Genomic DNA, 23,998 nt, shown 5'->3' on the forward strand with positions numbered 1-23,998 from the left:
AGTTGTGATCAACTAAGGGCGCACATTGCGCCCTTTTTTGCGCCTGGACCTTTTGAATGCAATCTTCCCCGCGCAGGCGCTAAAATGTTTGTACTTTTACTTTTTTCACGCCTGCCATGAGCGACTTCGTCCAGACCTCCATCCGCAACCGCACGGGGCACATCGTGCTCGACCGTCCGAAAGCCTTGAATTCCCTGTCGCTGGAGATGGTGCGCGCCCTGAGCGCTGCCCTGCTGGCCTGGCGCGACGATCCGCAGGTGGACGCCGTCGTGATCCGCTCGAGCAGCGAGAAAGCACTGTGCGCCGGCGGCGACATCCGTTTCTTCTACGATGCGGGCCTGGCCACGCCGCAAGGCGGCAGCGCCTTGCTGGAAGATTTCTTTACGGAAGAATACGCGTTAAATCATGTGATCCATTTCTATCCGAAACCGTATATCGCCGTGATGGATGGCGTGGTGATGGGCGGCGGCATGGGCGTGGCGCAAGCCGGACCCGGCAACCGCCTGCGCATCGTCACGGGCCGCACGCGCATGGCCATGCCGGAAGTTAATATTGGCTTGTTCCCGGATGTGGGCGGCAGTTATTTCCTGTCCCGCCTGGCCGGCCAGCTGGGCCTGTACCTGGGCTTGACGGGCTTGACGATCAACGCGGCCGACGCCCTGTACACGGACCTGGCCGATGTCTACCTGCCCGAGGCGCAGATGGGGGCGCTGCTGGCCCTGTTCGAGTCGACGCCGGGCGAGGCCTTGCCGGTCGCCATCAAGGCGCTGGCGGCGCCGTTCCAGGCCGAGGCGGGTATCGCCTCGCTGGCGGCGGCGCGCGTGGCGCTGGACCGTCACTTCGGCGCCGGCTCCGTGGCGGCCATCATGGCCTCGCTGGCGCAGGACGACAGCGCGTTCGCCAGCAAGGCGCTGGCGGCCATGCGCCTGCGCTCGCCTTTGATGATGTCGGTAACTCTGGAATTGCTGCAGCGCGGGGCTCACTTGGGCGTGGCCGATTGTCTGCGTCTGGAGCGCACGGTGGTGCGCCACAATTTCGAGCATGGCGAAGTGCTCGAAGGCGTGCGTGCGCTGGTGGTCGACAAGGACAATGCGCCGCGCTGGAACCCATCAAGCCTGGACGAGGTCGATGCTGCCATGGTGGCGCGCTTCTTCGCACCGGTCTGGCCGGCGTCAGCGCATCCGCTGCGCCACCTGAATTAACTAGCTACGTTCGCGGTGGCGCAGCACGACGCGCTCGTTGGGGCCGAAGTATTGCGCCAGCCGTTCCGCCATGTACACGGAGCGGTGCTGGCCACCCGTGCAACCGAGGGCCACCGTCAGGTAGCTGCGGTTGTCGGACTTGAATGACGGCAGCCATTTTTCGATGAAGGCGCGGATGTCGGCCAGCAGTTCCAGCGCGCTCGGCTGCGCGTCGAGGAAGGCGATCACGGGCGCGTCGCGGCCGTCGAGCGGGCGCAGCGCCAGGTCGTAATAGGGATTGGGCAAGGCCCGCACGTCGAAGACGAAATCGGCGTCCAGCGGCACGCCCAGCTTGAAGGCGAACGATTCGAAGAACAGGGTCAGCGGCGCGCGTTCGGAAGCGATCATATCCTTGATCCAGGCGCGCAATTTGTTGGCGCTCAGCTCCGACGTGTCGATCACGTGGCCCAGCTGTTCGATGGCCGACAGGCGTTCACGCTCTTCCGAGATGCACTCGATCAGGGTGCGGCGGCTGGCCGGATTCTGGTTCGGGCGCAATTCATGCGACAGCGGATGGCTGCGCCGCGTTTCCGAGAAGCGCGCCACCAGCGAATGCGTGGTGGCCGTCAGGAACATGACCTTGACGTCGTGTCCCTGGTCGCGCAGCAGCGCCACATTGTGCGGCAGGCTGACGAGCGACTCGGCGCTGCGCGCATCGACGGCGACGGCCAGTTGCGGTGTACCTTCGTCGAGCAGGGTTTGCACCAGGCTGGGCAGCAAGGCCGGTGGCAGGTTGTCGACACAATAGTAGCCGGTATCTTCCAGCACATTGAGCGCGACGGATTTACCGGAGCCGGATATTCCGGTGATAAGGACGATATGCATAGCCCGATCATACAATAAAGATCGGCACTCTGCTCCAAGGCAATTGTCTTTACAAATTATTGCAATTTGGACTGTGGTATTTCTTTGCTGCACACGTCAACCATGTTGTCGGATTACGCGGGGCTTTGCCCCGCCTCGGCGGCCCGCTAATCCGACCTACGTTGCTAATCGCCACTCATGGCGAGTCGTCGGTGCAGCAGGGAATTCACGCAGCACTGCTGCGTGCCTGCGTAACGGTTCGCCCTTGCAAGGGCGAACTCCTTGGCAACATTAATCGCCACTCATGGCGAGTCGTTGCCGCTCCATGAACTCCTGCAAGGTATCGATGCCGCGCAGTTGCAAAATGGTATTGCGCACGGCCGCTTCCAGCAGCACGGCGATGTTGCGGCCGGCGGCGACGGGGATGACGACCTTGCGCACGGGCAGGCCCAGCACGTCTTCCGTGGGGAACAGGAAAGGCAGGCGCTCGACTTCTTCTTCCAGCGCGTTGCGGCGCACGAGATGCACGATCAGTTTCAAGCGCATCTTGCGGCGCACGGCCGTTTCGCCAAAGATGGCCTTGATGTCGAGTAAGCCCAGGCCCCGCACTTCCAGCAGGTTTTGCAGCAGGGGCGGGCAGCGGCCTTCGATCATGTTCGGCGCGATGCGCGAGAATTCGACGGCGTCGTCGGCCACCAGGCCGTGGCTGCGCGAAATCAGTTCCAGCCCCAGCTCGCTCTTGCCCAGGCCCGAATCGCCGGTGATCAGCACGCCCACGCCCAGCACGTCCATGAACACGCCATGCATGATGATGCGCTGCGCCAGTTTTTTGGACAGGTAGACGCGCAGGAAGTCGATCACTTGCGCGGCCGGCAACGGGGTGGAGAACAGGGGAATGTTTTGCTCGTCGCAAATGGCGAGGATGTCGGGCGGCGTTTCCAGCCCTTGCGCGATGATCAGCGCGGGCGGGCCGCCGGCGATCAGCTCGCCGATCACGTGGGTACGCGTATTGACCTTCAGGCGCTGGTAGTAATTGATTTCCTGGTGGCCGAAGACCTGGATGCGGCCCGGATGGATCAGGTTCAAGTGGCCGACCTGGTCGGCGGCCGACGAGACGTCGCCCGAGATCAGGCGCTCGCCGCCGGGGAAGCCGGCGAACCAGCCCAGTTGCAGACTTTCACGATTATCGTCGTACAGGCGTTGTATCGTCAGCGGCGTTTGCAACATGGCAGTCTTCTTCAGGAGTGGAGGAATACCTGAAGTTTAACCCGCCGCTTGCAGACTGGGTTGCCAATTGACGATGCGCGAATGCACGGATTTCGGTTCCGGATCCGTGGCCAGCGCCGTACGGAAGGCATCGTCGGAAAACATTTCGGCGATTTCCGACAGGATTTCCAGATGTTGCTGAGTGACATGATCAGGAATCAGCAGGAAAAACAGCAGATTGACGGGCTTGCCATCGGGCGATTCGAAGGGAATCGGCTCGGCCAGGCGCACGAAGGCGCCCAGCGGCGATTTCAAGGTTTTACTGCCCTTGACTCTGCCATGCGGCACGGCCACGCCATGGCCCAGACCCGTCGAGCCCAGGCGTTCGCGGGCAAACAGATTGTCCGAAACGGTAGAGCGGGCGATGCCGTAATTGTTTTCGAAGATCAGGCCGGCTTGCTCGAAGGCGCGCTTTTTACTGGAGACTTCCAGGTCCAGCAGGACGTTTTCGAGGGATAATATTTTGCTAAGATTAGTCATGACACTCAATGAAATGGTGCAATGCGCAGAGGGCTTGCGAGCCGAATTATAGGCCTGTTTCGGCGGCCTGTAACGCCAATTCTCAACAGTATACGCCCGCTGCGGGCGCAGTGGGCGCTACAGCCCACGTGGCCATCATTTTAGCAAAAAAATAACATCGGCGTGTATCGGCTATTTCTTGATTAAAAACACGGCGCGCGCCGGTTTTTCCGCCGCCGAATGCCGATTTTCCGATTTTTCAGCGTCTGTGACATGCTCTGCGGCACTACTGCAACGTTGTTTTAAAACACAGCCAACATTCCTGCTGGCATGGTTGCGTGGTGGTGTCTGGTGTTACTGGCGCGCATTGCGCAGATTGCCCGGCATCGTACCCGTGCTGAAATTGCTGCGCCATGGATTGATATCGAGGCCGCCGCGGCGCGTATAGCGCGCATACACGGACAGTTTTTGCGGCTTGCACTGACGCAAGATATCGACAAAGATGCGCTCCACGCATTGCTCGTGGAATTCATTGTGCTCGCGGAAGCCGATCAGGTAGCGCAACAGGCTTTCCTGGTCGATCTGCGGCCCCGCATATTCGATCTGCACGCTGCCCCAGTCTGGCTGACCCGTCACCAGGCAATTTGATTTGAGCAAATGCGAGACGAGTTTTTCTTCCACGGGCGCTTCATTCAGGGCGGCTTTCAGCAGCAGCGGCGAAGGCGTGTATTGCGTGATTTCCAGGTCGAGGCGGTCGAGCAGTACGCCGTCGAATTCGCCCATTTTCAGCTTGCCGAAATCTTCCTGCAAGGTCAGTTCCACTTGCACGGGCGCGCCGAAGCCGTTCGACAAATCCTGCTTGAGCAGGGCCAGCAGCGCTTCGGGGTTGTCCAGCTTGGTCTGGTTGAACGAGTTGAGGTACAGCTTGAACGATTTCGACTCGATGATGTTCGGCGAATCGGCCGGCGCGCTGACCTTGGCGATGGCTACCTGCGGCTTGCCGCGCTGGTTCAGCCACGACAGTTCGTACGCATTCCAGATATCGAGGCCGAAGAAGGGCAAAGTGCCGCGCAGTTTCAGCTCGTCGCGCTTGCCCTGACGTGGAATCGGAAACAGCAATTCCGGCGCGTAATCGGTGCGGTAGGCGGAGCTTTTGCCCAGGGGAGATTGTTCGGCGAGATCGTTGGTGGTGGTCATGGTCGTGTGGCGTGAATTCAGTCAAGGACGCATGGTAGCCTATTTCACCCCAACGGCAAGGACCGGGGTCAGACCCGACGGGTCTGACCCCAGCATGTGCAGTTGGGTTACTTCCCCATTTACCCCAGGAATAATTTATACACAGGATTGCTGCTCTCATCCCAGTAACGGTACCCGAGGGTATCGAGGAAGCGGGCAAATTCGCCCATCTCATCGGGCGGCACTTGCAGGCCGATCAGGATGCGGCCCACGTCGCCGCCCTGGCTGCGGTAATGGCACAGGGAAATATTCCAGTTCGGCGCCATGCTGTCGAGGAAACGCATCAGCGCACCGGGGCGCTCGGGAAATTCAAAGCGGTACAGCAGCTCGTCCTGGGCCAGCCGGCTCTTGCCTCCCACCAAGTGGCGGATGTGCGACTTGGCCAGTTCGTCGTGGGTCAGGTCCAAGGTCTTGAATTCGTGCTCCTCGAAGGTCTTCGCCAGCACGCTCGACTCATGCCGGTCGGCAATTTGGATGCCGACGAATACGTGCGCGGCTTTTTCATCGCTGATGCGGTAATTGAATTCCGTCACGTTGCGCGCACCGATGAGCGAGCAGAAACGCTTGAAGCTGCCCCGCTGTTCGCGCATGGTGACGGCAAACACGGCTTCGCGGAATTCGCCCAGTTCAGCCCGTTCCGCGACGAAACGCAGCCGGTCGAAATTCATGTTCGCGCCGCTGGCGATGGTGACCAGGGTTTCATTGTTGACGGGGTGCTTGGTCAGGCTGGCCCGTTCCACATAGGCTTTGGCGCCGGCGATGGCCAGCGCGCCGGACGGCTCCAGAATGCTGCGCGTATCCGTAAACACATCCTTGATGGCGGCGCAGATGGCGTCCGTGTCGACGGTGATGATTTCATCGACATACGCCTGTACGAGACGAAAGGTTTCCTCGCCAGCCAGGCGCACGGCCGTGCCATCGGCAAACAGGCCCACGTCGTTCAGGGTGACGCGTTCGCCCGCCTTGAGCGAGCGGGCCATGGCGTTCGAATCGACGCTTTGCACGCCGATGATCTTGATGTCGGGGCGAATCTGTTTCACGTAGGCGGCAATGCCGGCGATCAGGCCGCCGCCGCCGATGGGCGCGAAGATGGCGTGGATGGGGCCGGCGTGCTGGCGCAGGATTTCCATGCCGATCGTGCCCTGGCCGGCGATCACGTCCGGGTCGTCGAACGGGTGCACGAAGGTCAGCTTCTGTTCCTTTTCCAGGGTCAGCGCATGGTTATAGGCATCCGTGTAGGACTCGCCGTGCAGCACCACTTCCACGTTCACGCCGCCGCGTCCCTTGACAGCCTCGACCTTCACCAGCGGCGTGGTGGTCGGCATGACGATGACGGCACGGCAACCCATGCGTGCGGCGGACAGGGCCACGCCCTGGGCATGGTTGCCGGCCGAGGCGCAAATCACGCCGCGCTTGCGTTCCGCTTCGCTGAGCTTGGACATCTTGTTGTAGGCGCCACGAATCTTGAAGCTGAACACGCTTTGCATGTCTTCGCGCTTGAAGTAAATCTGGTTGTTCAGGCGCTGCGACAGGGCAGGGGCCAGTTCCAGCGGCGTTTCGGTGGCGACGTCATAGACGCGGGCGGTCAGGATTTTCTTGAGGTAGTCGATGTTCATAGTCTGCAAGCAAGTGATTCTGGGCCAGAAAGGGTCTGGAGCGTGTCTGTCGATAGCGGCGGCGCCGCGGCGGATAGCCTGGCGACAATAATGCTCTGTGGAACTGCGGGCGGGTATGCCTTTGCCGGCCGGCGCGATGTGTGCGGCGCCCAGGCTGCTCTTCATTATAATGGAGAGCCTTACTGCATCGCGAAGTGTTCCATGATCGAATCCGCAATCGCCTGGCTGCTGCAGCTGATCGCAGCACCGGAAGTCGGGCTGACATCGGTCTTTCTGATCAGCTTTATTTCCGCCACCTTGCTGCCGCTCGGCTCGGAGCCGGCCGTGTTTGCCGTCATCAAGGCCAATCCCGCGCTGTTCTGGGCCGCCATCGGCGTGGCCACCCTGGGCAATACCCTGGGCGGTATCGTCGACTACTGGCTCGGCTACCGGGCCAAGCAGGCGTTCGCCAAGGAGCGCGACACGCGCTGGTTCCGCTGGCTGGCCCGCTATGGCGCCAAGACCATGCTGCTGGCCTGGCTGCCGCTCGTGGGCGACCCCCTGTGCACTTTGGCTGGCTGGCTCAAGCTGCCGTTCTGGCCCAGCGTCGCCTACATGGCCGTCGGCAAGTGCGCGCGCTACCTGACCATGACGGGCTTGCTGCTGTACGTGCCCGATGGCGTATGGCACCGGATCGGCCAGATGCTGGCCTGAATGGGACTGCCTGCAACGCCAGTTTGCCCCATTTTTGGGCAGGTCGATAGTTTGCAATAGAGTCCGATTCTTGGCATTTTTGCGTCAAAAAATCATGGAAACTGGTTTTTTATTCGCGTAAAAGAAGGCTTTTCCATATTTGCTATGGGGGCGGATGAGGTGCTTAAACCTTGGGCGGCATAAGGCTGTTCCCGCATGGTGCGGCGCAATAAGATAAAATGGCCCTTTAGGGTCCAGTCTATATCGTCACCACACTCCATGAACGCTCCCGCACAAATCCAAGCTTTACTGGCAGAAACGCCGAATGGTCCCGCAGCAAGCCGCCTGCGCGAAATCCCGTATAACTACACGTCGTTTTCCGATCGCGAGATCGTCATACGCCTGTTGGGGGAGGACTCCTGGCGCCTGCTCGACGAGCTGCGCGGCGCCCGCCAGACGGGCCGTTCCGCCCGCATGCTGTACGAGGTGCTGGGCGATATCTGGGTCGTGCGCCGCAATCCCTACCTGCAGGATGACTTGCTCGACAATCCGAAGCGCCGCCAGGGCTTGATCGATGCCTTGCATCACCGCCTGGCCGAAGTCGACAAGCGCCGCCTGTCCATCGATGCGGCCGGCGGCGACGCGCTGGCGGCTGGCGAAGCGCCGGAAGTGGCCAAGGCGCGCAGCGCCAATGTGGAGTTGCTGCTGAAGGCGGCCAGCAAGGCAGTGGCCGACTTTGGCGACGAATTCCGCAAGACCTACGACTTGCGCAAGCGCACGGTCAAGGTGCTGGGCCGCTACACGGAAAAACACAATGTGCGCTTCGACGGCATGACGCGCGTGTCGCACGTGACGGACGCCACCGACTGGCGCGTGGAATATCCGTTCGTCGTGCTCACGCCCGACACGGAAGAGGAAATGGCCGGCCTCGTCAAAGGCTGTATCGAGCTGGGGCTGACCATCATCCCGCGTGGCGGCGGCACCGGTTACACGGGCGGCGCGATTCCGCTGACGCCGATGTCGGCCGTCATCAACACGGAAAAACTCATCACCCTGGGCGCCGTGGAAATGACGGTCTTGCCGGGCCTGACGCACGAATACGCGACGATCAATTCGGGCGCGGGCGTGATCACGAACAAAGTGTCGGAAGCGGCGGAAAAGGCCGGTTTCGTGTTTGCCGTCGATCCGACCTCGGCCCACGCTTCGTGTATCGGCGGCAACGTGGCCATGAATGCGGGCGGCAAGAAAGCCGTGCTGTGGGGCACGGCGCTGGACAACCTGGCCTCGTGGCGCATGGTGGACCCGAACGGCGACTGGCTCGACGTCACACGCCTCGACCATAACCTGGGCAAGATCCACGATATCGCACTGGCACGTTTCCAGCTGGAATGGCGCCACCCGAGCACGCGCGACGCGACAAAACCGAACGCGCCGTTCAAGACGGAAATTTTGGAAATTCCTGGCCGCAAGTTCCGCAAGGAGGGCCTGGGCAAGGACGTCACCGATAAATTCCTCGCCGGCTTGCCGGGCATCCAGAAAGAGGGTTGCGACGGCCTGATCACGTCGGCGCGCTGGATTTTGCACAAGATGCCGAAATTCGCCCGCACCGTCTGCCTGGAATTCTTTGGCCAGGCGCGCGATGCGATCCCGTCGATCGTGGAAATCAAGGATTACCTGGACGGCTTGCCGGCCAAGGGCGAGCAATACACGAGCATCCGCCTGGCGGGCCTGGAACACCTGGACGAGCGCTACCTGCGCGCCGTCGGCTACGCCACCAAGTCGAAGCGGGGCGTGCTGCCGAAGATGGCCCTGTTTGGCGACATCGTCGGCGACGATGAAAACGCCGTTGCACAAGCGGCGTCGGAAGTGGTGCGCATCGCCAACACCCGCGTGGGCGAAGGTTTTGTGGCCGTCAGCCCGGAAGCGCGCAAGAAATTCTGGTTAGATCGTGCCCGCACGGCCGCGATCGCCAAGCACACCAATGCGTTCAAGATCAATGAAGACGTCGTCATTCCCCTGAACCGCATGGGCGAATACACGGATGGCATCGAGCGCATCAATATCGAGCTGTCGATCAAGAACAAGCTGCAACTGGCCGACGCCCTGAGCGCGTTCTTTGCCAAGGGTAACTTGCCAATCGGCAAGAGCGACGATGCATCCGACGACCGCGTCGATGATGCGGAAATGCTGGGCGACCGCGCCGAGCAGGCGCAGCAGTTGTTGGCGCAAGTCACGGCACGCTGGACCTATCTGCTGGCCCAGCTGGACCGTCCGCTGGTCGACGCGAAGGCTGAATTGGCCGAACTGGGCATGGAGCGCTTGCTGCCCGTGTTCGAAGCACGCCTGGAAACGCAGCCGAACGCGACATTGTTCGACGTGGTGCAGGACCGCACGGTGCGCATCACGTGGAAGCAGGAAATCCGCGCCCAGCTGCGCCAGATCTTCAACGGCGCCGCCTTCAAGCTGATCCTCGACGAGGCGACCGCGATTCACGCGCGCATCCTGCGTAGCCGCGTGTTTGTCGCGCTGCACATGCATGCGGGCGACGGCAACGTGCACACGAACTTGCCCGTCAACTCGGACAATTACGAAATGCTGCAAGACGCCCACGAAGCCGTAGGCCGCATCATGATCCTGGCCCGCTCGCTCAATGGCGTCATTTCCGGCGAGCACGGCATCGGCATTACCAAGCTGGAATTTTTGACGGAAGAAGAAATCGGCGACTTCCGCAGCTACAAGCAGCGCATCGATCCGGAAGGCCGCTTCAACAAGGGAAAACTGCTGAATCTGCCGGGCATGGGCGCCGACTTGCGCAATGCCTACACGCCATCGTTCGGCCTGATGGGCCACGAGTCGCTGATCATGCAGCAAAGCGATATCGGCGCCATCGCCGATAGCGTCAAGGATTGCTTGCGTTGCGGCAAGTGCAAACCCGTGTGCTCGACCCACGTGCCGCGCGCCAACTTGCTGTACTCGCCGCGCGACAAGATCCTGGCGACGTCGTCCCTGATCGAAGCGTTCCTGTACGAAGAACAGACGCGCCGCGGTATTTCCATCAAGCATTGGGAAGAGTTCGAGGACGTGGCTGACCACTGCACGGTCTGCCATAAATGCGTGACGCCTTGCCCCGTCAACATCGACTTTGGCGACGTGTCGATGAACATGCGCAACTTGCTGCGCAAGATGGACAAGAAGAGCTTCAATCCGGGCACCAAGGCCACGATGATGTTCCTCAACGCCACCGATCCCGTGACCATCAATGCCACGCGCAAGGTCATGATCGGCTGGGGTTACAAGGCGCAGCGCCTGGGCCACGACTTGCTGAAGAAGTTTGCCAAGAAGCAAACCAAGGCGCCGCCGCCATCGACGGGCAAGCCGCCCGTCAAGGCGCAGGTGATCCACTTCATCAACAAGAAAATGCCGGGCAACCTGCCGAAGAAATCGGCGCGCGCGCTGCTCGACATCGAAGACGACAAGGTCATCCCGATCATCCGTAATCCGAAGACGACGACGGCCGATACGGAAGCCGTGTTCTACTTCCCCGGTTGCGGTTCGGAGCGCCTGTTCTCGCAAGTGGGCCTGGCCACGCAAGCGATGCTGTGGGAAGTGGGCGTGCAGACGGTCTTGCCGCCGGGCTACCTGTGCTGCGGTTATCCGCAGCGGGGCGCGGGCGAGTTCGACAAGGCCGAGAAGATGATGACGGACAACCGCGTGCTGTTCCACCGCATGGCCAACACGCTCAATTACCTGGACATCAAGACGGTGCTCGTCTCGTGCGGCACGTGTTACGACCAGCTGGCGACGTACCAGTTCGAGAAGATTTTCCCCGGCTGCCGCATCATGGATATCCATGAGTATCTACTGGAGAAAAACGTCAAGCTGGAAGGCGTCAACGGCACCCGTTATATGTACCACGAGCCATGCCACAATCCGATGAAGCTGCAGGAATCGGGCAAGACCATCAATTCCCTGATCAGCACGGTGGATAACGTGAAGATCGAGAAGAATGACCGTTGCTGCGGCGAATCGGGTTCTCTGGCCGTCACGCGTCCCGACATTTCCACGCAAGTGCGTTTCCGCAAGGAAGAAGAGATGGTCAAGGGTGCCGACAAGCTGCGCGGCGACGGTTTTACCGGCGACGTCAAAATCCTCACCAGCTGCCCGTCGTGCCTGCAAGGACTCTCGCGCTACAATGACGATTCGGGCACGACGGCCGACTACATCGTCGTCGAGATCGCCAAACACTTGCTGGGAGAGAACTGGATGCCGGATTACGTGAAACGCGCCAATGACGGCGGCATTGAGCGGGTGTTGGTGTGACCTGCGATCTGTGCACATTGCTGGACGGCTTTGCCAACAAGCAGGGCTGTGAAGCCTTGCTGTGGCGCAGCGAGCGCCTGTCCGTCGTGGCCGTCGATGACGCCGCCTATCCCGGCTTTTGCCGCGTGATCTGGAACAAGCACGTCAAGGAAATGACGGACTTGACGCCTGGCGAGCGCAACTACGTCATGGAAGTCGTGTGGCAAGTCGAGCTGGCCGTGCGCGAAGTGATGCAACCGGAAAAGGTCAACGTGGCCAGTTTCGGCAACATGACGCCGCACGTGCACTGGCACGTGATCCCCCGCTACCGCGACGACGCGCATTTCCCGAACCCGAGCTGGGCTGTCGTGCAGCGCGAGACGGCACCCGAGGTGCTGGCCGCGCGCCGCGCGCTGCTGCCGGCCTTGCGCGACGCCATCATTCAACGTTTATCCGCATAAAGTATCGTCATGACTGAAAAAGCAGCAACACCGCAACCGACCGGCTTGACCGTGCACAACCAGTCGCGTGTGCTCGACGTGGCTTTCGACGATGGCAGCGAATTTGCGCTGCCGTTCGAATACCTGCGCGTGTACTCGCCGTCGGCCGAAGTGCAGGGCCATGGCAAGGGCCAGGAAACTTTGCAATTAGGCAAACGCCTGGTCGGCATCACGGGCATCGAGCCGGTCGGCAACTACGCCGTGCAACCCACCTTCAGCGATGGCCACAATTCCGGCCTGTACACCTGGGCATACTTGTACAAGCTGGGCGCGGAAAAAGACAAGTTGTGGCAAGCCTACCTGGACCAGCTGGCGGCAGCCGGCTATCCCGGCGACAGCGGCCGCGACGCCAAGGCCGACATGACGGTCAAGCAGTCGTCCGGCGGCCATGTGCACGGACCGAGCTGCGGGCATAAGCATTAAGCTGAAAAAATAATGCGGTAAGCTTGTCGGATTGCCGCATATCCATTCGTCGTATGAATGCCCGCGCTTGCGGGCATTTTTCTTTTGGAGAAGAGACTATGGAATACATGATCCTGATCTACGCCGACGAGGCGCGCTATGAATCCATGGAAGAGGGCCAGATGGCCAGCCTGATGGCCGACTTTGCCAGCTATACGCAGGCGCTGGAGGCGGCAGGCGTGCTGCGCGGGGGCGCCGAGCTGGCGCCAGTGGGCAGTGCCACCTGCGTGCGGGTGCGCAATGGCAAACCCGTCATCACGGATGGGCCGTTCGCGGAAACCAAGGAACAGCTGGGCGGCTACTATCTGCTAGCCTGCGCCAACCTGGACGAGGCGCTGGCCTGGGCCGGGCGTTGCCCGGCGGCCTCCTTGGGCACCATCGAAGTGCGGCCCGTGACGGCTTGACGATGGCCGGCGACGCCATCGCGGCCGTCGAACGCGTCTTTCGCCAGGAAAGGGGCAGGGTGCTGGCAGGCCTGATGCGGCGTTTCGGCGACCTGGGACTGGCGGAAGATGTGTTGCAGGAAGCGTGCCGCAAGGCGCTGGAACTGTGGCCCCGCACGGGCATCCCCGATAATCCCGCCGCCTGGCTCAGTTCCGTGGCGCGCAATGCGGGGCTCGATCACGTGCGCCGGGCGGGCAAAAGCGTCAGCGATGCCGAGGCCGTGCTGTCCGGCCTGACTGTATCCGTGGAAGAGGAAACGCCGGCCATCGGGGACGACCGCCTGCGCCTGCTGTTCATCTGCTGCCACCCGGCGCTGGCACCCGAGGCGCAGGTGGCGCTGGCCCTGCGCACCTTGTGTGGCCTGTCCACGGGCGAGATCGCGCGGGCCTTCGGCGTGGTGGAAGCTGCCCTGTCGCAGCGGCTATTGCGCGCCAAGCGCAAGATCGCCGAAGCGCGCATCCCCTTCGAGTTGCCGCCGGAACAAGAATTGCAGCCACGGCTGGCGCAGGTGCTGCACGTGATTTACTTGGTGTTCAGCGAAGGCTATTGCGCCAGCGGCGGCGAGACCCTGCTGCGCGCGGACCTGTGTGCCGAGGCGCTGCGCCTGGGACGCTTGCTCGACAGTCTGCAGCCGGGCCAGCCCGAAGTGCAGGGGCTATTGGCCCTGATGCTGCTGCAGGCGTCGCGCGGCCCGGCCCGGCTATCGCCTGAAGGCTATCTGCTGACCCTGGAAGAGCAGGACCGGCGCCTGTGGCAGGGGGACTTGATTGCCGAGGGACTGGCCGTGCTGGAACTGGCCTTGCCGGCGCGCGCGCCAGGGCCATATCAGCTGCAGGCGGCGATCGCCGCCTTGCACGCCAAAGCACCCACGGCCAGCCAGACGGACTGGCGCCAGATCAGCGCCCTGTACGGCGCCTTGCTGCGGCACAAGCCGGAACCGTTGATTTTGCTTAATGCCGTGATCGCCTGTGCGATGGCGCATGGCACTGCACACGGGCTGGCGTGGCTCGATCGCCTGGAAGCCGTGCCCAGCCTGGCGCTATCGCATTATCTGCATGCAGCCCGGGCCGACTTGCTGCGCCGCCAGGGCGACCGGCAAGGGGCGCTGGCGGCGTATGCCCGGGCGGCCATGCTGGCGTCGAATGCAGTGGAAAGGCAATACCTTCTCCGGCGTCACGGGGAAATGCGCCTGCCGCTTGTATAATGCTCCCAAGTTCAAACAGACTGCCTACCATGACCAATACGACCCATTTCGGATACAAAACAGTTGCAGAAGACGACAAAGTGCGCGAAGTCGCCAAGGTGTTTCATTCCGTCGCTGCCAAATACGACGTGATGAACGACTTGATGTCGGGCGGGCTGCACCGTCTGTGGAAGACGTTCACCATTGCCAACGCGGGCGTGCGCCCCGGTTTCAAGGTGCTCGACATCGCCGGCGGCACGGGCGACCTGTCGAAGGCGTTTGCCAAGCAGGCGGGCCCTACCGGCGAAGTCTGGCTGACCGATATCAATGAATCGATGTTGCGCGTGGGTCGCGACCGCCTCTTGAATCGCGGCTTGCTCACCCCCACCATGTTGTGTGACGCGGAAAAACTGCCATTCCCCGATAATTATTTCGACCGTGTCAGCGTGGCCTTTGGCCTGCGCAACATGACGCACAAGGATGTGGCGCTGGCGGAAATGCGCCGCGTGCTGAAACCGGGCGGCAAGCTGCTGGTGCTGGAGTTTTCCAAGGTGGCCGCTCCCCTGCAAAAGCCGTACGACCTGTATTCGTTCTCGGTCTTGCCGTGGTTCGGACAGAAAATCGCCGGCGACGCGGAAAGCTACCGCTACCTGGCCGAATCGATCCGCATGCACCCGGACCAGGAAACCCTGAAGACCATGATGGAAACGGCGGGTCTGGAACGCGTGCAGTACTACAATTTGACGGCAGGCATTGCCGCTTTGCACACCGGTATCAAGATGTAATGCATCAACGTTGGTGATTTTAGGAGATGGAATGAAATTGAAGAAATTTATGGTCGGCATGATGCTGGCCGCGACCACGGTATCCATGCTGGGCGAGGCGCTGGCCCGTCCCATGGGCGGTGGCCGTTCGATAGGCCGTCAGTCGCAAAGCGTGAGCCGCCAGGCGCCCGCGCCGGCCCCAGCGCCGGCACCGGCTGCCACGCCACGCCAGGCGCAACCGGCGCCGGCTCCTGCGCCAGCACCTGCCGCCAAGGCACCGAGCCGCTGGAAGGGCTTGCTGGGCGGCGCCTTGCTCGGTCTGGGTCTGGGCGCGCTGCTGTCGCACTTCGGCCTGGGAGGCGCCCTGGCCAGCATGATCAGCACCTTGCTGATGGTGGCTTTGCTGGCCGGCGTGGTCTTCTTCATCTACCGCATGGTGCGCGGCAAGCGTGCTGGCAACAGCAGCGGCAATGCGCCGTTCGCCGGCTTCGGCAACCAGCCTGCGCCAGCGGGCAACGTGCCTGACATCGGTTCGCGCATTCCACCGCTGCCGCCGCTGCAGCCCGTCTCGTCCGGCGTCGGCCTGGATAAGCCGGACCCGGACCCGGTCCCGGTGCCGGCTGCCGCGCCATGGGGCGTGCCAAGCGACTTCGACAAGGAGGCCTTCCTGCGCCACGCGAAAAGCAATTTCATTCGCCTGCAAGCGGCCTGGGACAAGGCCGACGTCAACGATATCCGCGAATTCACGTCGCCGGAAGTGTATGCGGAACTGCGCATGCAAATCCAGGAGCGGGGCACGCAAGCAGACTTTACCGATGTCGTCACCATCGATGCCGAGCTGCTGGGCATCGAGACGAGCGTCAACGATTACCTGGCCAGCGTGAAGTTTGTGGGCCTGATCCGTTCAGCGCCGGGCGCCGCGGCGGAACCGTTCGCGGAAGTGTGGAATATGTCGAAACCCGTCAGCGGCAATAGCGGCTGGGTCCTGGCAGGCATCCAGCAATTGAATTAATTGTAAAAACTTGCTGAATAATGGCTTAAGTCCATGCGGAATGCATGATGCTTAACAGATATTTCCTGCTGAACTGGTAAGATCGAAACCGCCTACGTTGTTTTACGGGCGGTTTTTTCTTTTTGGGGGCGCGAAGCGCGCAACATGATGGCACCACTTTCCGACCTTTCCCTGATGACGCCCGTCATCGCGACTATTAACCACTTGCTGGCGCAAGAGCCGTGGGCGCGCCAGCAGCTGGCCGTGCACGCCGGCAAGCTGGCCTGCATCGACACGGGCGCCGTGGCCCTGCGCCTGCGTGTCGACAGCGCCGGCATGCTGGAAGCGGCGCCGGCCGACATGCCGGCCAACGTCACCATCCGCGTAAAATTGTCCGACGTGCCGCTGATCCTGCAAAACCGCGAGCGGGCGTTTTCCTACGTCAAGATCGAAGGCGATGCCGAGTTTGCCAATGCGATTTCGCAATTGAGCAAGGGTTTGCGCTGGGAAGCCGAGCACGACCTGGAAAAGGTCGTCGGCCCCATGCTGGCCACGCGCCTCGTTGCCGGCGCCAAGGATGCGGCCGCGTTTGTGCGCACGGGCCAGCAAAAGCTGGCGGAAAACGTGGCCGAATATTTTCTCGACGAACAACCCATGCTGATCCGTCCTTCTACCCTGCAAGAGTATTCCGCTGGCGTGACGCGCGTGCGCGATGACGTCGAACGCCTGGCCAAGCGCCTTGCCCGGCTGGAAAAGGCGGCCGCCGCCGTCCAGCCGCAGTCTTCCTCACCGGATTTGTCTACATGATATTGAAATTCCTGCGCCTGTTTAAAATCATCCGTGTTTCCATCAAGTACGGTCTGGATGAGATAGCGATTTCTGGTCTGCAAGTTCCCCGCACCGCCAAATTGATCGACACCCTGATTTTCTGGCGCGACCTGTCGTCGCCACGGGGCTTGCGCCTGCGCTTGGCGCTGGAAGAGCTGGGCCCGATTTTCGTCAAATTCGGCCAAGTGCTGTCGACCCGGCGCGACCTGATGCCGCTTGACATCGCCGAAGAACTGGCGCGCCTGCAAGACCGGGTCCCGCCTTTCGATTCCGACCTGGCCATCGCGCAAATCACCAAGTCGCTGGGCGCCCACCCGGACCAGCTGTTTGCCCGCTTCGAGCGCGAACCGGTGGCGTCCGCCTCAATTGCCCAGGTGCACTTCGCTACCTTGAAAGATGGCCGCGAAGTGGCCGTGAAGGTCTTGCGTCCAGGCATGAAAAAGCTGATCGACGAAGACGTGGCCCTGATGCACATCGCCGCCGACTGGACCAGCCGCCTGTGGGCCGACAGCAAGCGCTTGAAACCGAAAGAGGTGGTGGGCGAGTTCGACAAATACCTGCACGACGAGCTGGACCTGATGCGCGAGGCGGCCAACGCCAGCCAACTGCGCCGCAATTTCGCCAACTCGGACTTGCTGCTGGTGCCGGAAATGCACTGGGATTACTGTTCCAGCAGCGTCATCGTCATGGAGCGCATGGTCGGCATTCCCGTGTCGCAGACCGAGCGCCTGGTGGCGGCCGGTGTGGATTTGCGCAAACTGTCCAGCGATGGCGTGGAGATTTTCTTCACGCAAGTGTTCCGCGACGGCTTTTTCCATGCGGACATGCATCCGGGCAATATTCTCGTGTCGATCGCGCCGGAATCGTTCGGCCGCTACATCGCGCTCGATTTCGGCATCGTGGGTACCTTGAACGACTACGACAAGGATTATCTGTCGCAAAACTTCCTCGCCTTCTTCCGCCGCGACTACAAGCGCGTGGCCGAGGCGCATATCGAATCGGGCTGGGCGCCGAAAGACACGCGCGTGGATGAACTGGAAGCGGCCGTGCGCGCCTGCTGCGAGCCGATCTTCGACCGTCCGCTGAAAGATATTTCTTTTGGGCAAGTGTTGCTGCGTTTGTTCCAGACGTCGCGCCGCTTCAACGTGGAAGTGCAGCCGCAACTGGTGCTGCTGCAAAAGACCCTGCTCAATATCGAAGGCCTGGGCCGCCAGCTGGACCCGGAACTGGATCTGTGGCAAACGGCCAAGCCCTACCTGGAAAAATGGATGAGCAACCAGGTGGGGCCGCAAGGCTTCATGGAGCGCCTGCGTGCCGAGGCGCCCCGTTATGCGCACATCTTCCCGCAACTGCCGCGCTTGCTTCACCAGGCCTTGACCGTGCATGGCGAGCCGCGCGAAAACGATGTGGAACTGATGAAAACCTTGCTTGCAGAACAACGCCAGACGAACCGCTTGCTGAGCTTTATCGTGTACTTCGTGGGCGCCTTCGCCCTCGGCGCGCTGGGCTTGCAAGTGTTCATGCGCTGGCATCAACTGCCGTTTTAAAGGCTGAGGACGTAAGTGATGGCTGACTTCCAAACCCGCGATCCGCTCTCGCCCGCCTTCTGGGACGAGCGTTTCGAAAAGCAATTTACGCCCTGGGACCACGGCGGCGTGCCCACGCGCCTGCGCAGCTTCGTCGCGGGCAGCCCGGCGCCGCTGTGCTGCCTGATCCCCGGCTGCGGCTCGGCCTATGAGCTGGTCTTCATGCTCGATCACGGTTGGGATGCCACGGCCATCGACTTTTCGCCAGCTGCCGTGGCTGCCGCGCGCGCCGTCGTCGGCGAGCGGGCAGGGCAGGTGGTGGAAGCCGATTTCTTTGCCTGGGAACCTGTCGCGCCGCTGGACCTGATCTATGAGCGGGCTTTTTTGTGCGCCATGCCGCGCGCCATGTGGCCGCAAGTGGCGGCCCGCTGGGCGCAACTGCTGGCGCCGGGCGCCATGCTGGCCGGTTACTTTTTCTTTGACGACAATGCCAAGGGACCGCCATTTGGTATTTCACGGGAGAAACTGCAGGAATTGCTGGCCCCGCATTTCGACTGCCTGGCCGATGAAGCCGTCGACGATTCCATCGCCGTCTTCGCTGGCAAGGAGCGCTGGATGAGCTGGCGCCGCCGGGCGGACTGAGGCGGACCGGTCAATTTCCGTTGAGGGCAAAGGAAAAGCTTTATAATTCAGGGTTTTTGATGATTTTCTCGGAGTAGAGATGCCGATTTACGCTTACCGTTGTGACGAGTGTGGTTTTGCCAAGGATGTCTTGCAAAAGATCTCCGATCCAGTACTGACGGTGTGCCTGTCGTGCGGCAAGCCCAGTTTCAAGAAACAATTGACGGCCGCCGGTTTCCAATTGAAGGGCACCGGCTGGTACGCGACCGATTTCCGCGGCGGCACGGCGCCCACCACGGCCATTCCGACGGGCCCGGCCGATAACGCCAAGCCTGCCCCGGCCGCCGACAGCGCGCCTGCTGCTGCGCCTGCGCCCGCCCCGGCTGCAACCGCGCCGAAAGCGGACTGAGCGCGCGCCGCGCCGATACGATCCATTACCGAGAAACTGATGCGTAAATACTTTATTACCGGATTACTGATTTTGGTGCCCCTGGCCATTACGGCCTGGGTCCTGAATCTGGTGATCAGCACGATGGACCAGTCGCTGTTGCTGGTGCCCGGCAGTACGCAGCCCAGCGTCTGGTTCGGCCACAAGGTTCCCGCGCTGAGCACCATTCCCGGCCTGGGCACGGTATTGACGGTACTGATCGTGTTCTTCACGGGCTTGCTGACGAATAACCTGGTCGGCAATTACGTGGTGAAGCTGTGGGAAAAATTGCTGCAACGCATACCCATCGTCAATTCCCTGTATTCGAGCGTCAAGCAAGTGTCGGATACCCTGTTTTCCCCGTCGGGCAATGCGTTCCGCAAGGCCGTGCTGGTGCCGTATCCGCACCAGAACTCCTGGACCATCGCTTTCCTGACGGGCGTGCCGGGCGGCGATGCGGCGAACCACCTGGTGGGCGACTTTGTCAGCGTGTATGTGCCGACGACGCCGAACCCGACATCGGGCTTTTTCCTGATGATGAAGCGCAGCGATGTCGTCGAACTCGACATGAGCGTCGATGCGGCGCTCAAATATATCGTCTCGATGGGCGTGGTGGCGCCTGCGGAAGTTGTTGCTGTACCGGCCCCGGCAGCCAAAGAATAAAGGCAGGCGTCCCACGTGGGACGTGGCCGGATTGAACACTCACTAACCTGAACTGAGAATTTTATGTCTATGCGTACTGAATACTGCGGCCTCGTTACCGAAGCCATGCTGGGACAAACCGTCAGCCTGTGCGGCTGGGTACATCGCCGCCGCGACCACGGCAGCCTGATCTTCATCGACTTGCGCGACCGTGAAGGCCTGGTGCAAATCGTCTGCAACCCGGAACAAGCGGAAATGTTCAAGGTCGCCGAAGCCGTGCGCAACGAATTCTGCCTGCGCGTGACGGGCGTCGTGACCAACCGTATCGAAGGCACGATCAACAACAACCTGAAGTCCGGCAAGATCGAAGTGGTCTGCTCGGAGCTGGAAGTGCTGAACCCTTCCGTGCCTGTGCCGTTCCAGCTGGACGACGACAACCTGTCGGAAACGACGCGTCTGACGCACCGCGTGCTGGACCTGCGCCGCCCGCAAATGCAGAACAACCTGCGCCTGCGCTACAAGGTGACGATGGAAGTGCGCAAGTACCTCGACGCGCTGGGCTTCATCGACATCGAAACGCCGATGCTGACCAAGTCGACGCCAGAAGGCGCGCGCGATTACCTGGTGCCGTCGCGCGTCAACGCGGGCAGCTTCTTCGCCTTGCCGCAATCGCCACAGTTGTTCAAGCAACTGTTGATGGTCGCTAACTTCGACCGTTACTACCAGATCACCAAGTGCTTCCGCGACGAAGACTTGCGCGCTGACCGCCAGCCTGAATTCACGCAGATCGATTGCGAAACCTCGTTCCTGACGGAACAGGAAATCCGCGACCTGTTCGAAGACATGATCCGCGTCGTCTTCAAGAACACCCTGGACATCGACCTGCCGAACCCGTTCCCGGTGATGGATTTCGCCGAAGCGATGGGCCTGTACGGTTCCGACAAGCCGGACATGCGCGTCAAGCTGGCCTTCACGGACTTGACGGAAGTCATGAAGTCGGTCGAATTCAAGGTCTTCAACGGCGCCGCCAACATGAAAGGTGGCCGCGTGGTTGCCCTGCGCGTACCGCAAGGCGGCAGCATGCCCCGTTCGGAAATCGACGCCTACACCCAGTTCGTCGCCATCTATGGCGCCAAGGGCCTCGCTTACATCAAGGTCAACGAGAAAGCCAAGGGTCCTGAAGGCTTGCAGTCGCCGATCGTCAAGTTCCTGCCTGCCGACGTGCTGGCCACGATCCTCGAGCAGACGGGCGCGCAAGACGGCGACCTGATCTTCTTCGGCGCCGACAAGGCCAAGGTCGTCAACGACGCCATCGGCGCGCTGCGCGTGAAAATCGGTCACAGCGAATTCGGCAAGAAAGCCGGCCTGTTCGAAGACGTGTGGAAGCCATTGTGGGTAGTCGACTTCCCGATGTTCGAGCACGACGAAGAAGCGGACCGCTGGACGGCTACCCACCATCCATTCACGGCGCCAAAAGACGGCCATGAAGACATGCTGGAAAGCGATCCGGGCGCCTGCATCGCCAAGGCCTACGACATGGTCTTGAACGGCTGGGAACTGGGCGGCGGTTCGATCCGTATCCACCGCGAAGAAGTGCAGTCGAAAGTGTTCCGCGCACTGAAGATCGATGCCGAAGAAGCGCAGCTGAAGTTCGGCTTCCTGCTCGACGCCCTGCAATACGGCGCGCCACCGCATGGCGGCCTGGCATTCGGCCTGGACCGTATCGTGACCATGATGACGGGTTCCGAATCGATCCGCGACGTGATCGCCTTCCCGAAAACCCAGCGTGCGCAAGACTTGCTGACCCATGCGCCGTCGGAAGTGGACGAGAAGCAACTGCGCGAACTGCACATCCGTTTGCGCAGCGCCGAGCCAAAAGTAGTGTAATGAAGCATGCGGCTGCCCCGGCGGCCGCTGTTTGATCCACTATGCAAAAAAAGGCGCTGTCGTGGCGCCTTTTTCATTGTTGATATGACTCATAAAATCCCTGTTTCCGTGCTGGTCGTCATTCATACGGCTGACCTTGACGTCTTGCTCATCGAACGCGCGGGCCAGCCCGGTTTCTGGCAATCGGTGACGGGTTCCGTCGATGCCGTCGACGAACCGCTGCTGCAGACGGCCGCGCGCGAACTGTTCGAGGAAACCGGCATCGTTGCCGATGGACACGATATCGTGCTGCGCGACTGGAAATTGTCGAATGTGTACGAGATCTATCCGATCTGGCGCCACCGCTATGCGCCCGGCGTGACGCGCAACACGGAGCACGTGTTCAGCGTGCAAGTGCCGCGCGACATCGCCATCACCCTGAGCCCGCGCGAGCATCTGCAATACGCGTGGCTGCCGTATCTGGCGGCGGCCGACCGCTGTTTCTCGTCGTCCAACGCGGAAGCGATTTTGCAATTGCCGGCCATGACGGGCCTGGCGCGTCCCACCTGATTTCCCTAGAAAGCATTCCATGTTGAACTGGTTACATTTGACTGCGCAGCAAAAACTGCTGGGCACCCTGGGCATTGTTTTTTGCCTGTGCTTTATCTTCCTGCTGTTCAGTTCCACCGTGCCCGGCCGTACGCCACCGATCGGCATGCCGCTGATGGCGATCGGCTGGCTGTTGCACCCGGGCGCGTTTGCCAAGGGCAAGCGCACCGTGGCCTGGCGCGGTGCACCGTTGCTGGTCAAGATCGTCTGGGCGGCCGGCATCACGGCGCTGCTCGTCAGCGTGACGGCGGGCGTGGGACGCATGCTGGCCTGAACACCCGATAGCGAACGATTACCCGGCAACATTTTGATATGAATAACAACGTCAGCGATGACGAGAGGATGGCATGCTGAATTGGTCTCAACTTTCTTTACGGCAGCGCATGATCAGTGTGCTATTCCTGTCCTGGGTGTTGGGCAGCCTGTATGCCGTCTGTTTCCCGGAGCAGCCGCATGCCAGTTTTCCGCAGGCGGGCTTGCCCTTGTTGATGCTGGGATTTTTGCTGCATCCGCGTTTCTTCGCTGGCGGACGCGGACCGTTCAGCTGGAGCAGCGCCCCCAGCCTGATAAAGGGCTTGTGGGTGACCGGCGCCATAGTCGGCAGCATCAGTGCCGCTAGTAGTCTGCTGCTGTCGGCTGCAGGTAAATAAAGCTGCCGTAGGTGCGCACGCGCACCTACGCTGGCGCCGCGCGGGGCCCGTCTGGGAGTAGAATCAATGCATGAAAATCCGCGTAGCAACTTATAATATTCACAAGGGTGTCTCCTCCGTGCGAGGCTTGCCCCGCGTACATGCTTTAAAACAGGCGATCGCCCTGTTTCATGCCGATGTCGTCTTTTTGCAGGAAGTGCAAGGCAAGCACGACCGCAATGCGGCCCGCTATGGCGCCGAGAAAAACGGCCACAAGCATTGGCCGGAAGCGTCGCAGCATGAGTTCTTTGCCGGCGCCGAGCACCATTCCGCGTATGGCATGAATGCCGTGTATGACCATGGCCACCATGGTAATGCCTTGCTCAGCAAGTTTCCCATCGCCTCGCAAACCAACCACGACGTCTCCGACCATGCCTACGAGCAGCGCGGCATCCTGCATTGTGTGCTGAAGACGCCGCAGGCCGACGTGCACTGTTATGTCGTCCACCTGGGCCTGTTCGAGTCGGGACGGGGACGCCAGACGCAGGCGCTGATCGACGCCGTGATGGAATCGGCGCCCGATGGCGAGCCCGTCATCATTGCCGGCGATTTCAACGACTGGCGCAACACGCTCAGCGACAAGCTGCGCAATGCGCTGGGCGTGGTCGAGGTGTTCGACCAGCGCGCGTCGAACTCGGCCTTGGGCGACCTGGTGCGCACCCTGGCGCGGCGCCAGACGAAAACGCCGATCCCCGTGCCGGCGCGCACCTTTCCCGCCGCCTTGCCGTGGTTCCGCCTGGACCGCATCTATGTGCGCGGTTTCCACGTGGAAGGCGCGCAAGTGATGCATGGCACCTTGTGGGCAAAACTGTCGGACCACGCGCCGATCGTTGCCGCTTTGAAACTCGCGTAG

At 61.4% G+C, this 23,998-nt stretch carries 24 protein-coding genes; 19 read left to right on the forward strand and 5 right to left on the reverse strand.

Going from position 1 to position 23,998, the window contains the following annotated elements; genetic code table 11:
- Nucleotides 1-116 precede the first annotated feature (116 nt).
- Nucleotides 117-1,202: an enoyl-CoA hydratase/isomerase family protein gene (locus JAB6_RS25120; protein ID WP_070305333.1), complete on the forward strand. Its 1,086-nt coding sequence runs from the start codon at nt 117-119 to the stop codon at nt 1,200-1,202.
- Here the strand turns inward: JAB6_RS25120 and rapZ are convergent, their stop codons facing one another.
- From rapZ to ilvA, 5 genes are all read right to left on the reverse strand, one after another.
- Nucleotides 1,203-2,066 carry an RNase adapter RapZ gene (rapZ, locus tag JAB6_RS25125; protein WP_034753336.1) on the reverse strand — a complete coding sequence of 288 codons (864 nt, stop codon included), beginning with the start codon at nt 2,064-2,066 and terminating at the stop codon, nt 1,203-1,205. It abuts the gene before it with no gap.
- 270 nt (nt 2,067-2,336) lie between these two features.
- Complete coding sequence (hprK, locus tag JAB6_RS25130; protein ID WP_034753337.1) at nt 2,337-3,272, reverse strand: HPr(Ser) kinase/phosphatase; 936 nt, start codon at nt 3,270-3,272, stop codon at nt 2,337-2,339.
- A 36-nt stretch (nt 3,273-3,308) separates the two neighbouring features.
- Nucleotides 3,309-3,791: a PTS sugar transporter subunit IIA gene (locus JAB6_RS25135; protein WP_034753339.1), complete on the reverse strand. Its 483-nt coding sequence runs from the start codon at nt 3,789-3,791 to the stop codon at nt 3,309-3,311.
- 333 nt (nt 3,792-4,124) lie between these two features.
- Nucleotides 4,125-4,967, reverse strand: coding sequence for an NADPH-dependent 7-cyano-7-deazaguanine reductase QueF (gene queF, locus JAB6_RS25140; protein ID WP_070305335.1), 843 nt, complete (start codon nt 4,965-4,967; stop codon nt 4,125-4,127).
- Nucleotides 4,968-5,086: 119 nt separating this feature from the next.
- The gene (gene ilvA / locus JAB6_RS25145; RefSeq protein WP_034753344.1) at nt 5,087-6,622 is read right to left on the reverse strand and encodes a threonine ammonia-lyase, biosynthetic; all 1,536 of its coding nucleotides are present in this window, start codon (nt 6,620-6,622) and stop codon (nt 5,087-5,089) included.
- A gap of 201 nt (nt 6,623-6,823) precedes the next feature.
- On the opposite strand from ilvA, the gene JAB6_RS25150 reads away from it, so the two are divergent.
- The 18 genes from JAB6_RS25150 to JAB6_RS25235 all read left to right on the forward strand — a co-directional run bounded on the left by JAB6_RS25150 (nt 6,824) and on the right by JAB6_RS25235 (nt 23,998).
- On the forward strand, nt 6,824-7,315 hold the full coding sequence (locus JAB6_RS25150; protein WP_034753347.1) for a YqaA family protein: 492 nt from the start codon (nt 6,824-6,826) through the stop codon (nt 7,313-7,315).
- Nucleotides 7,316-7,573: 258 nt separating this feature from the next.
- On the forward strand, nt 7,574-11,614 hold the full coding sequence (locus tag JAB6_RS25155; RefSeq protein WP_070305336.1) for a DUF3683 domain-containing protein: 4,041 nt from the start codon (nt 7,574-7,576) through the stop codon (nt 11,612-11,614).
- Nucleotides 11,611-12,054 (forward strand): HIT family protein, encoded by a 444-nt coding sequence (locus JAB6_RS25160; protein ID WP_070305338.1) that lies wholly within the window; start codon nt 11,611-11,613, stop codon nt 12,052-12,054. The genes JAB6_RS25155 and JAB6_RS25160 overlap by 4 nt, the downstream gene beginning before the upstream one ends.
- Nucleotides 12,055-12,063: 9 nt before the next feature.
- Nucleotides 12,064-12,516 (forward strand): gamma-butyrobetaine hydroxylase-like domain-containing protein, encoded by a 453-nt coding sequence (locus JAB6_RS25165; protein WP_070305340.1) that lies wholly within the window; start codon nt 12,064-12,066, stop codon nt 12,514-12,516.
- Between the two features lie 98 nt (nt 12,517-12,614).
- The gene (locus JAB6_RS25170; RefSeq protein ID WP_070305342.1) at nt 12,615-12,959 is read left to right on the forward strand and encodes a YciI family protein; all 345 of its coding nucleotides are present in this window, start codon (nt 12,615-12,617) and stop codon (nt 12,957-12,959) included.
- A gap of 2 nt (nt 12,960-12,961) precedes the next feature.
- Nucleotides 12,962-14,203: an RNA polymerase sigma factor gene (locus tag JAB6_RS25175; RefSeq protein WP_070305344.1), complete on the forward strand. Its 1,242-nt coding sequence runs from the start codon at nt 12,962-12,964 to the stop codon at nt 14,201-14,203.
- Nucleotides 14,204-14,232: 29 nt separating this feature from the next.
- On the forward strand, nt 14,233-14,967 hold the full coding sequence (ubiE, locus tag JAB6_RS25180) for a bifunctional demethylmenaquinone methyltransferase/2-methoxy-6-polyprenyl-1,4-benzoquinol methylase UbiE (RefSeq protein WP_034778407.1): 735 nt from the start codon (nt 14,233-14,235) through the stop codon (nt 14,965-14,967).
- A gap of 31 nt (nt 14,968-14,998) precedes the next feature.
- A complete protein-coding gene (locus tag JAB6_RS25185; protein WP_070305346.1) occupies nt 14,999-15,958 on the forward strand; it encodes a Tim44 domain-containing protein in 960 nt (319 codons plus the stop codon).
- A gap of 147 nt (nt 15,959-16,105) precedes the next feature.
- Nucleotides 16,106-16,744, forward strand: a complete 639-nt coding sequence (locus tag JAB6_RS25190) for an SCP2 domain-containing protein (protein ID WP_070305555.1) — start codon at nt 16,106-16,108, stop codon at nt 16,742-16,744.
- Nucleotides 16,741-18,312: a ubiquinone biosynthesis regulatory protein kinase UbiB gene (ubiB, locus tag JAB6_RS25195; protein ID WP_034753364.1), complete on the forward strand. Its 1,572-nt coding sequence runs from the start codon at nt 16,741-16,743 to the stop codon at nt 18,310-18,312. The genes JAB6_RS25190 and ubiB overlap by 4 nt, the downstream gene beginning before the upstream one ends.
- A gap of 18 nt (nt 18,313-18,330) precedes the next feature.
- Nucleotides 18,331-18,933 (forward strand): methyltransferase, encoded by a 603-nt coding sequence (locus JAB6_RS25200; RefSeq protein WP_070305348.1) that lies wholly within the window; start codon nt 18,331-18,333, stop codon nt 18,931-18,933.
- Nucleotides 18,934-19,012: 79 nt separating this feature from the next.
- On the forward strand, nt 19,013-19,321 hold the full coding sequence (locus JAB6_RS25205; RefSeq protein WP_046682127.1) for an FmdB family zinc ribbon protein: 309 nt from the start codon (nt 19,013-19,015) through the stop codon (nt 19,319-19,321).
- Nucleotides 19,322-19,360: 39 nt separating this feature from the next.
- Complete coding sequence (locus tag JAB6_RS25210) at nt 19,361-20,002, forward strand: DUF502 domain-containing protein (protein WP_034753372.1); 642 nt, start codon at nt 19,361-19,363, stop codon at nt 20,000-20,002.
- A 69-nt stretch (nt 20,003-20,071) separates the two neighbouring features.
- Nucleotides 20,072-21,868 carry an aspartate--tRNA ligase gene (gene aspS, locus JAB6_RS25215; protein WP_035824170.1) on the forward strand — a complete coding sequence of 599 codons (1,797 nt, stop codon included), beginning with the start codon at nt 20,072-20,074 and terminating at the stop codon, nt 21,866-21,868.
- 84 nt (nt 21,869-21,952) lie between these two features.
- The gene (nudB, locus tag JAB6_RS25220) at nt 21,953-22,417 is read left to right on the forward strand and encodes a dihydroneopterin triphosphate diphosphatase (protein WP_070305350.1); all 465 of its coding nucleotides are present in this window, start codon (nt 21,953-21,955) and stop codon (nt 22,415-22,417) included.
- A 19-nt stretch (nt 22,418-22,436) separates the two neighbouring features.
- Entirely contained in the window at nt 22,437-22,730 is a 294-nt protein-coding gene (locus JAB6_RS25225) for a hypothetical protein (RefSeq protein ID WP_072457749.1), read from the forward strand.
- A gap of 109 nt (nt 22,731-22,839) precedes the next feature.
- On the forward strand, nt 22,840-23,106 hold the full coding sequence (locus JAB6_RS25230; RefSeq protein ID WP_070305354.1) for a hypothetical protein: 267 nt from the start codon (nt 22,840-22,842) through the stop codon (nt 23,104-23,106).
- A gap of 70 nt (nt 23,107-23,176) precedes the next feature.
- Nucleotides 23,177-23,998: an endonuclease/exonuclease/phosphatase family protein gene (locus JAB6_RS25235; protein WP_034753381.1), complete on the forward strand. Its 822-nt coding sequence runs from the start codon at nt 23,177-23,179 to the stop codon at nt 23,996-23,998.

Origin of the sequence: Janthinobacterium sp. HH104 (assembly GCF_001758715.1) — a bacterium.
In the GTDB taxonomy this organism is placed as follows: Bacteria; Pseudomonadota; Gammaproteobacteria; order Burkholderiales; family Burkholderiaceae_D; genus Janthinobacterium; species Janthinobacterium aestuarii.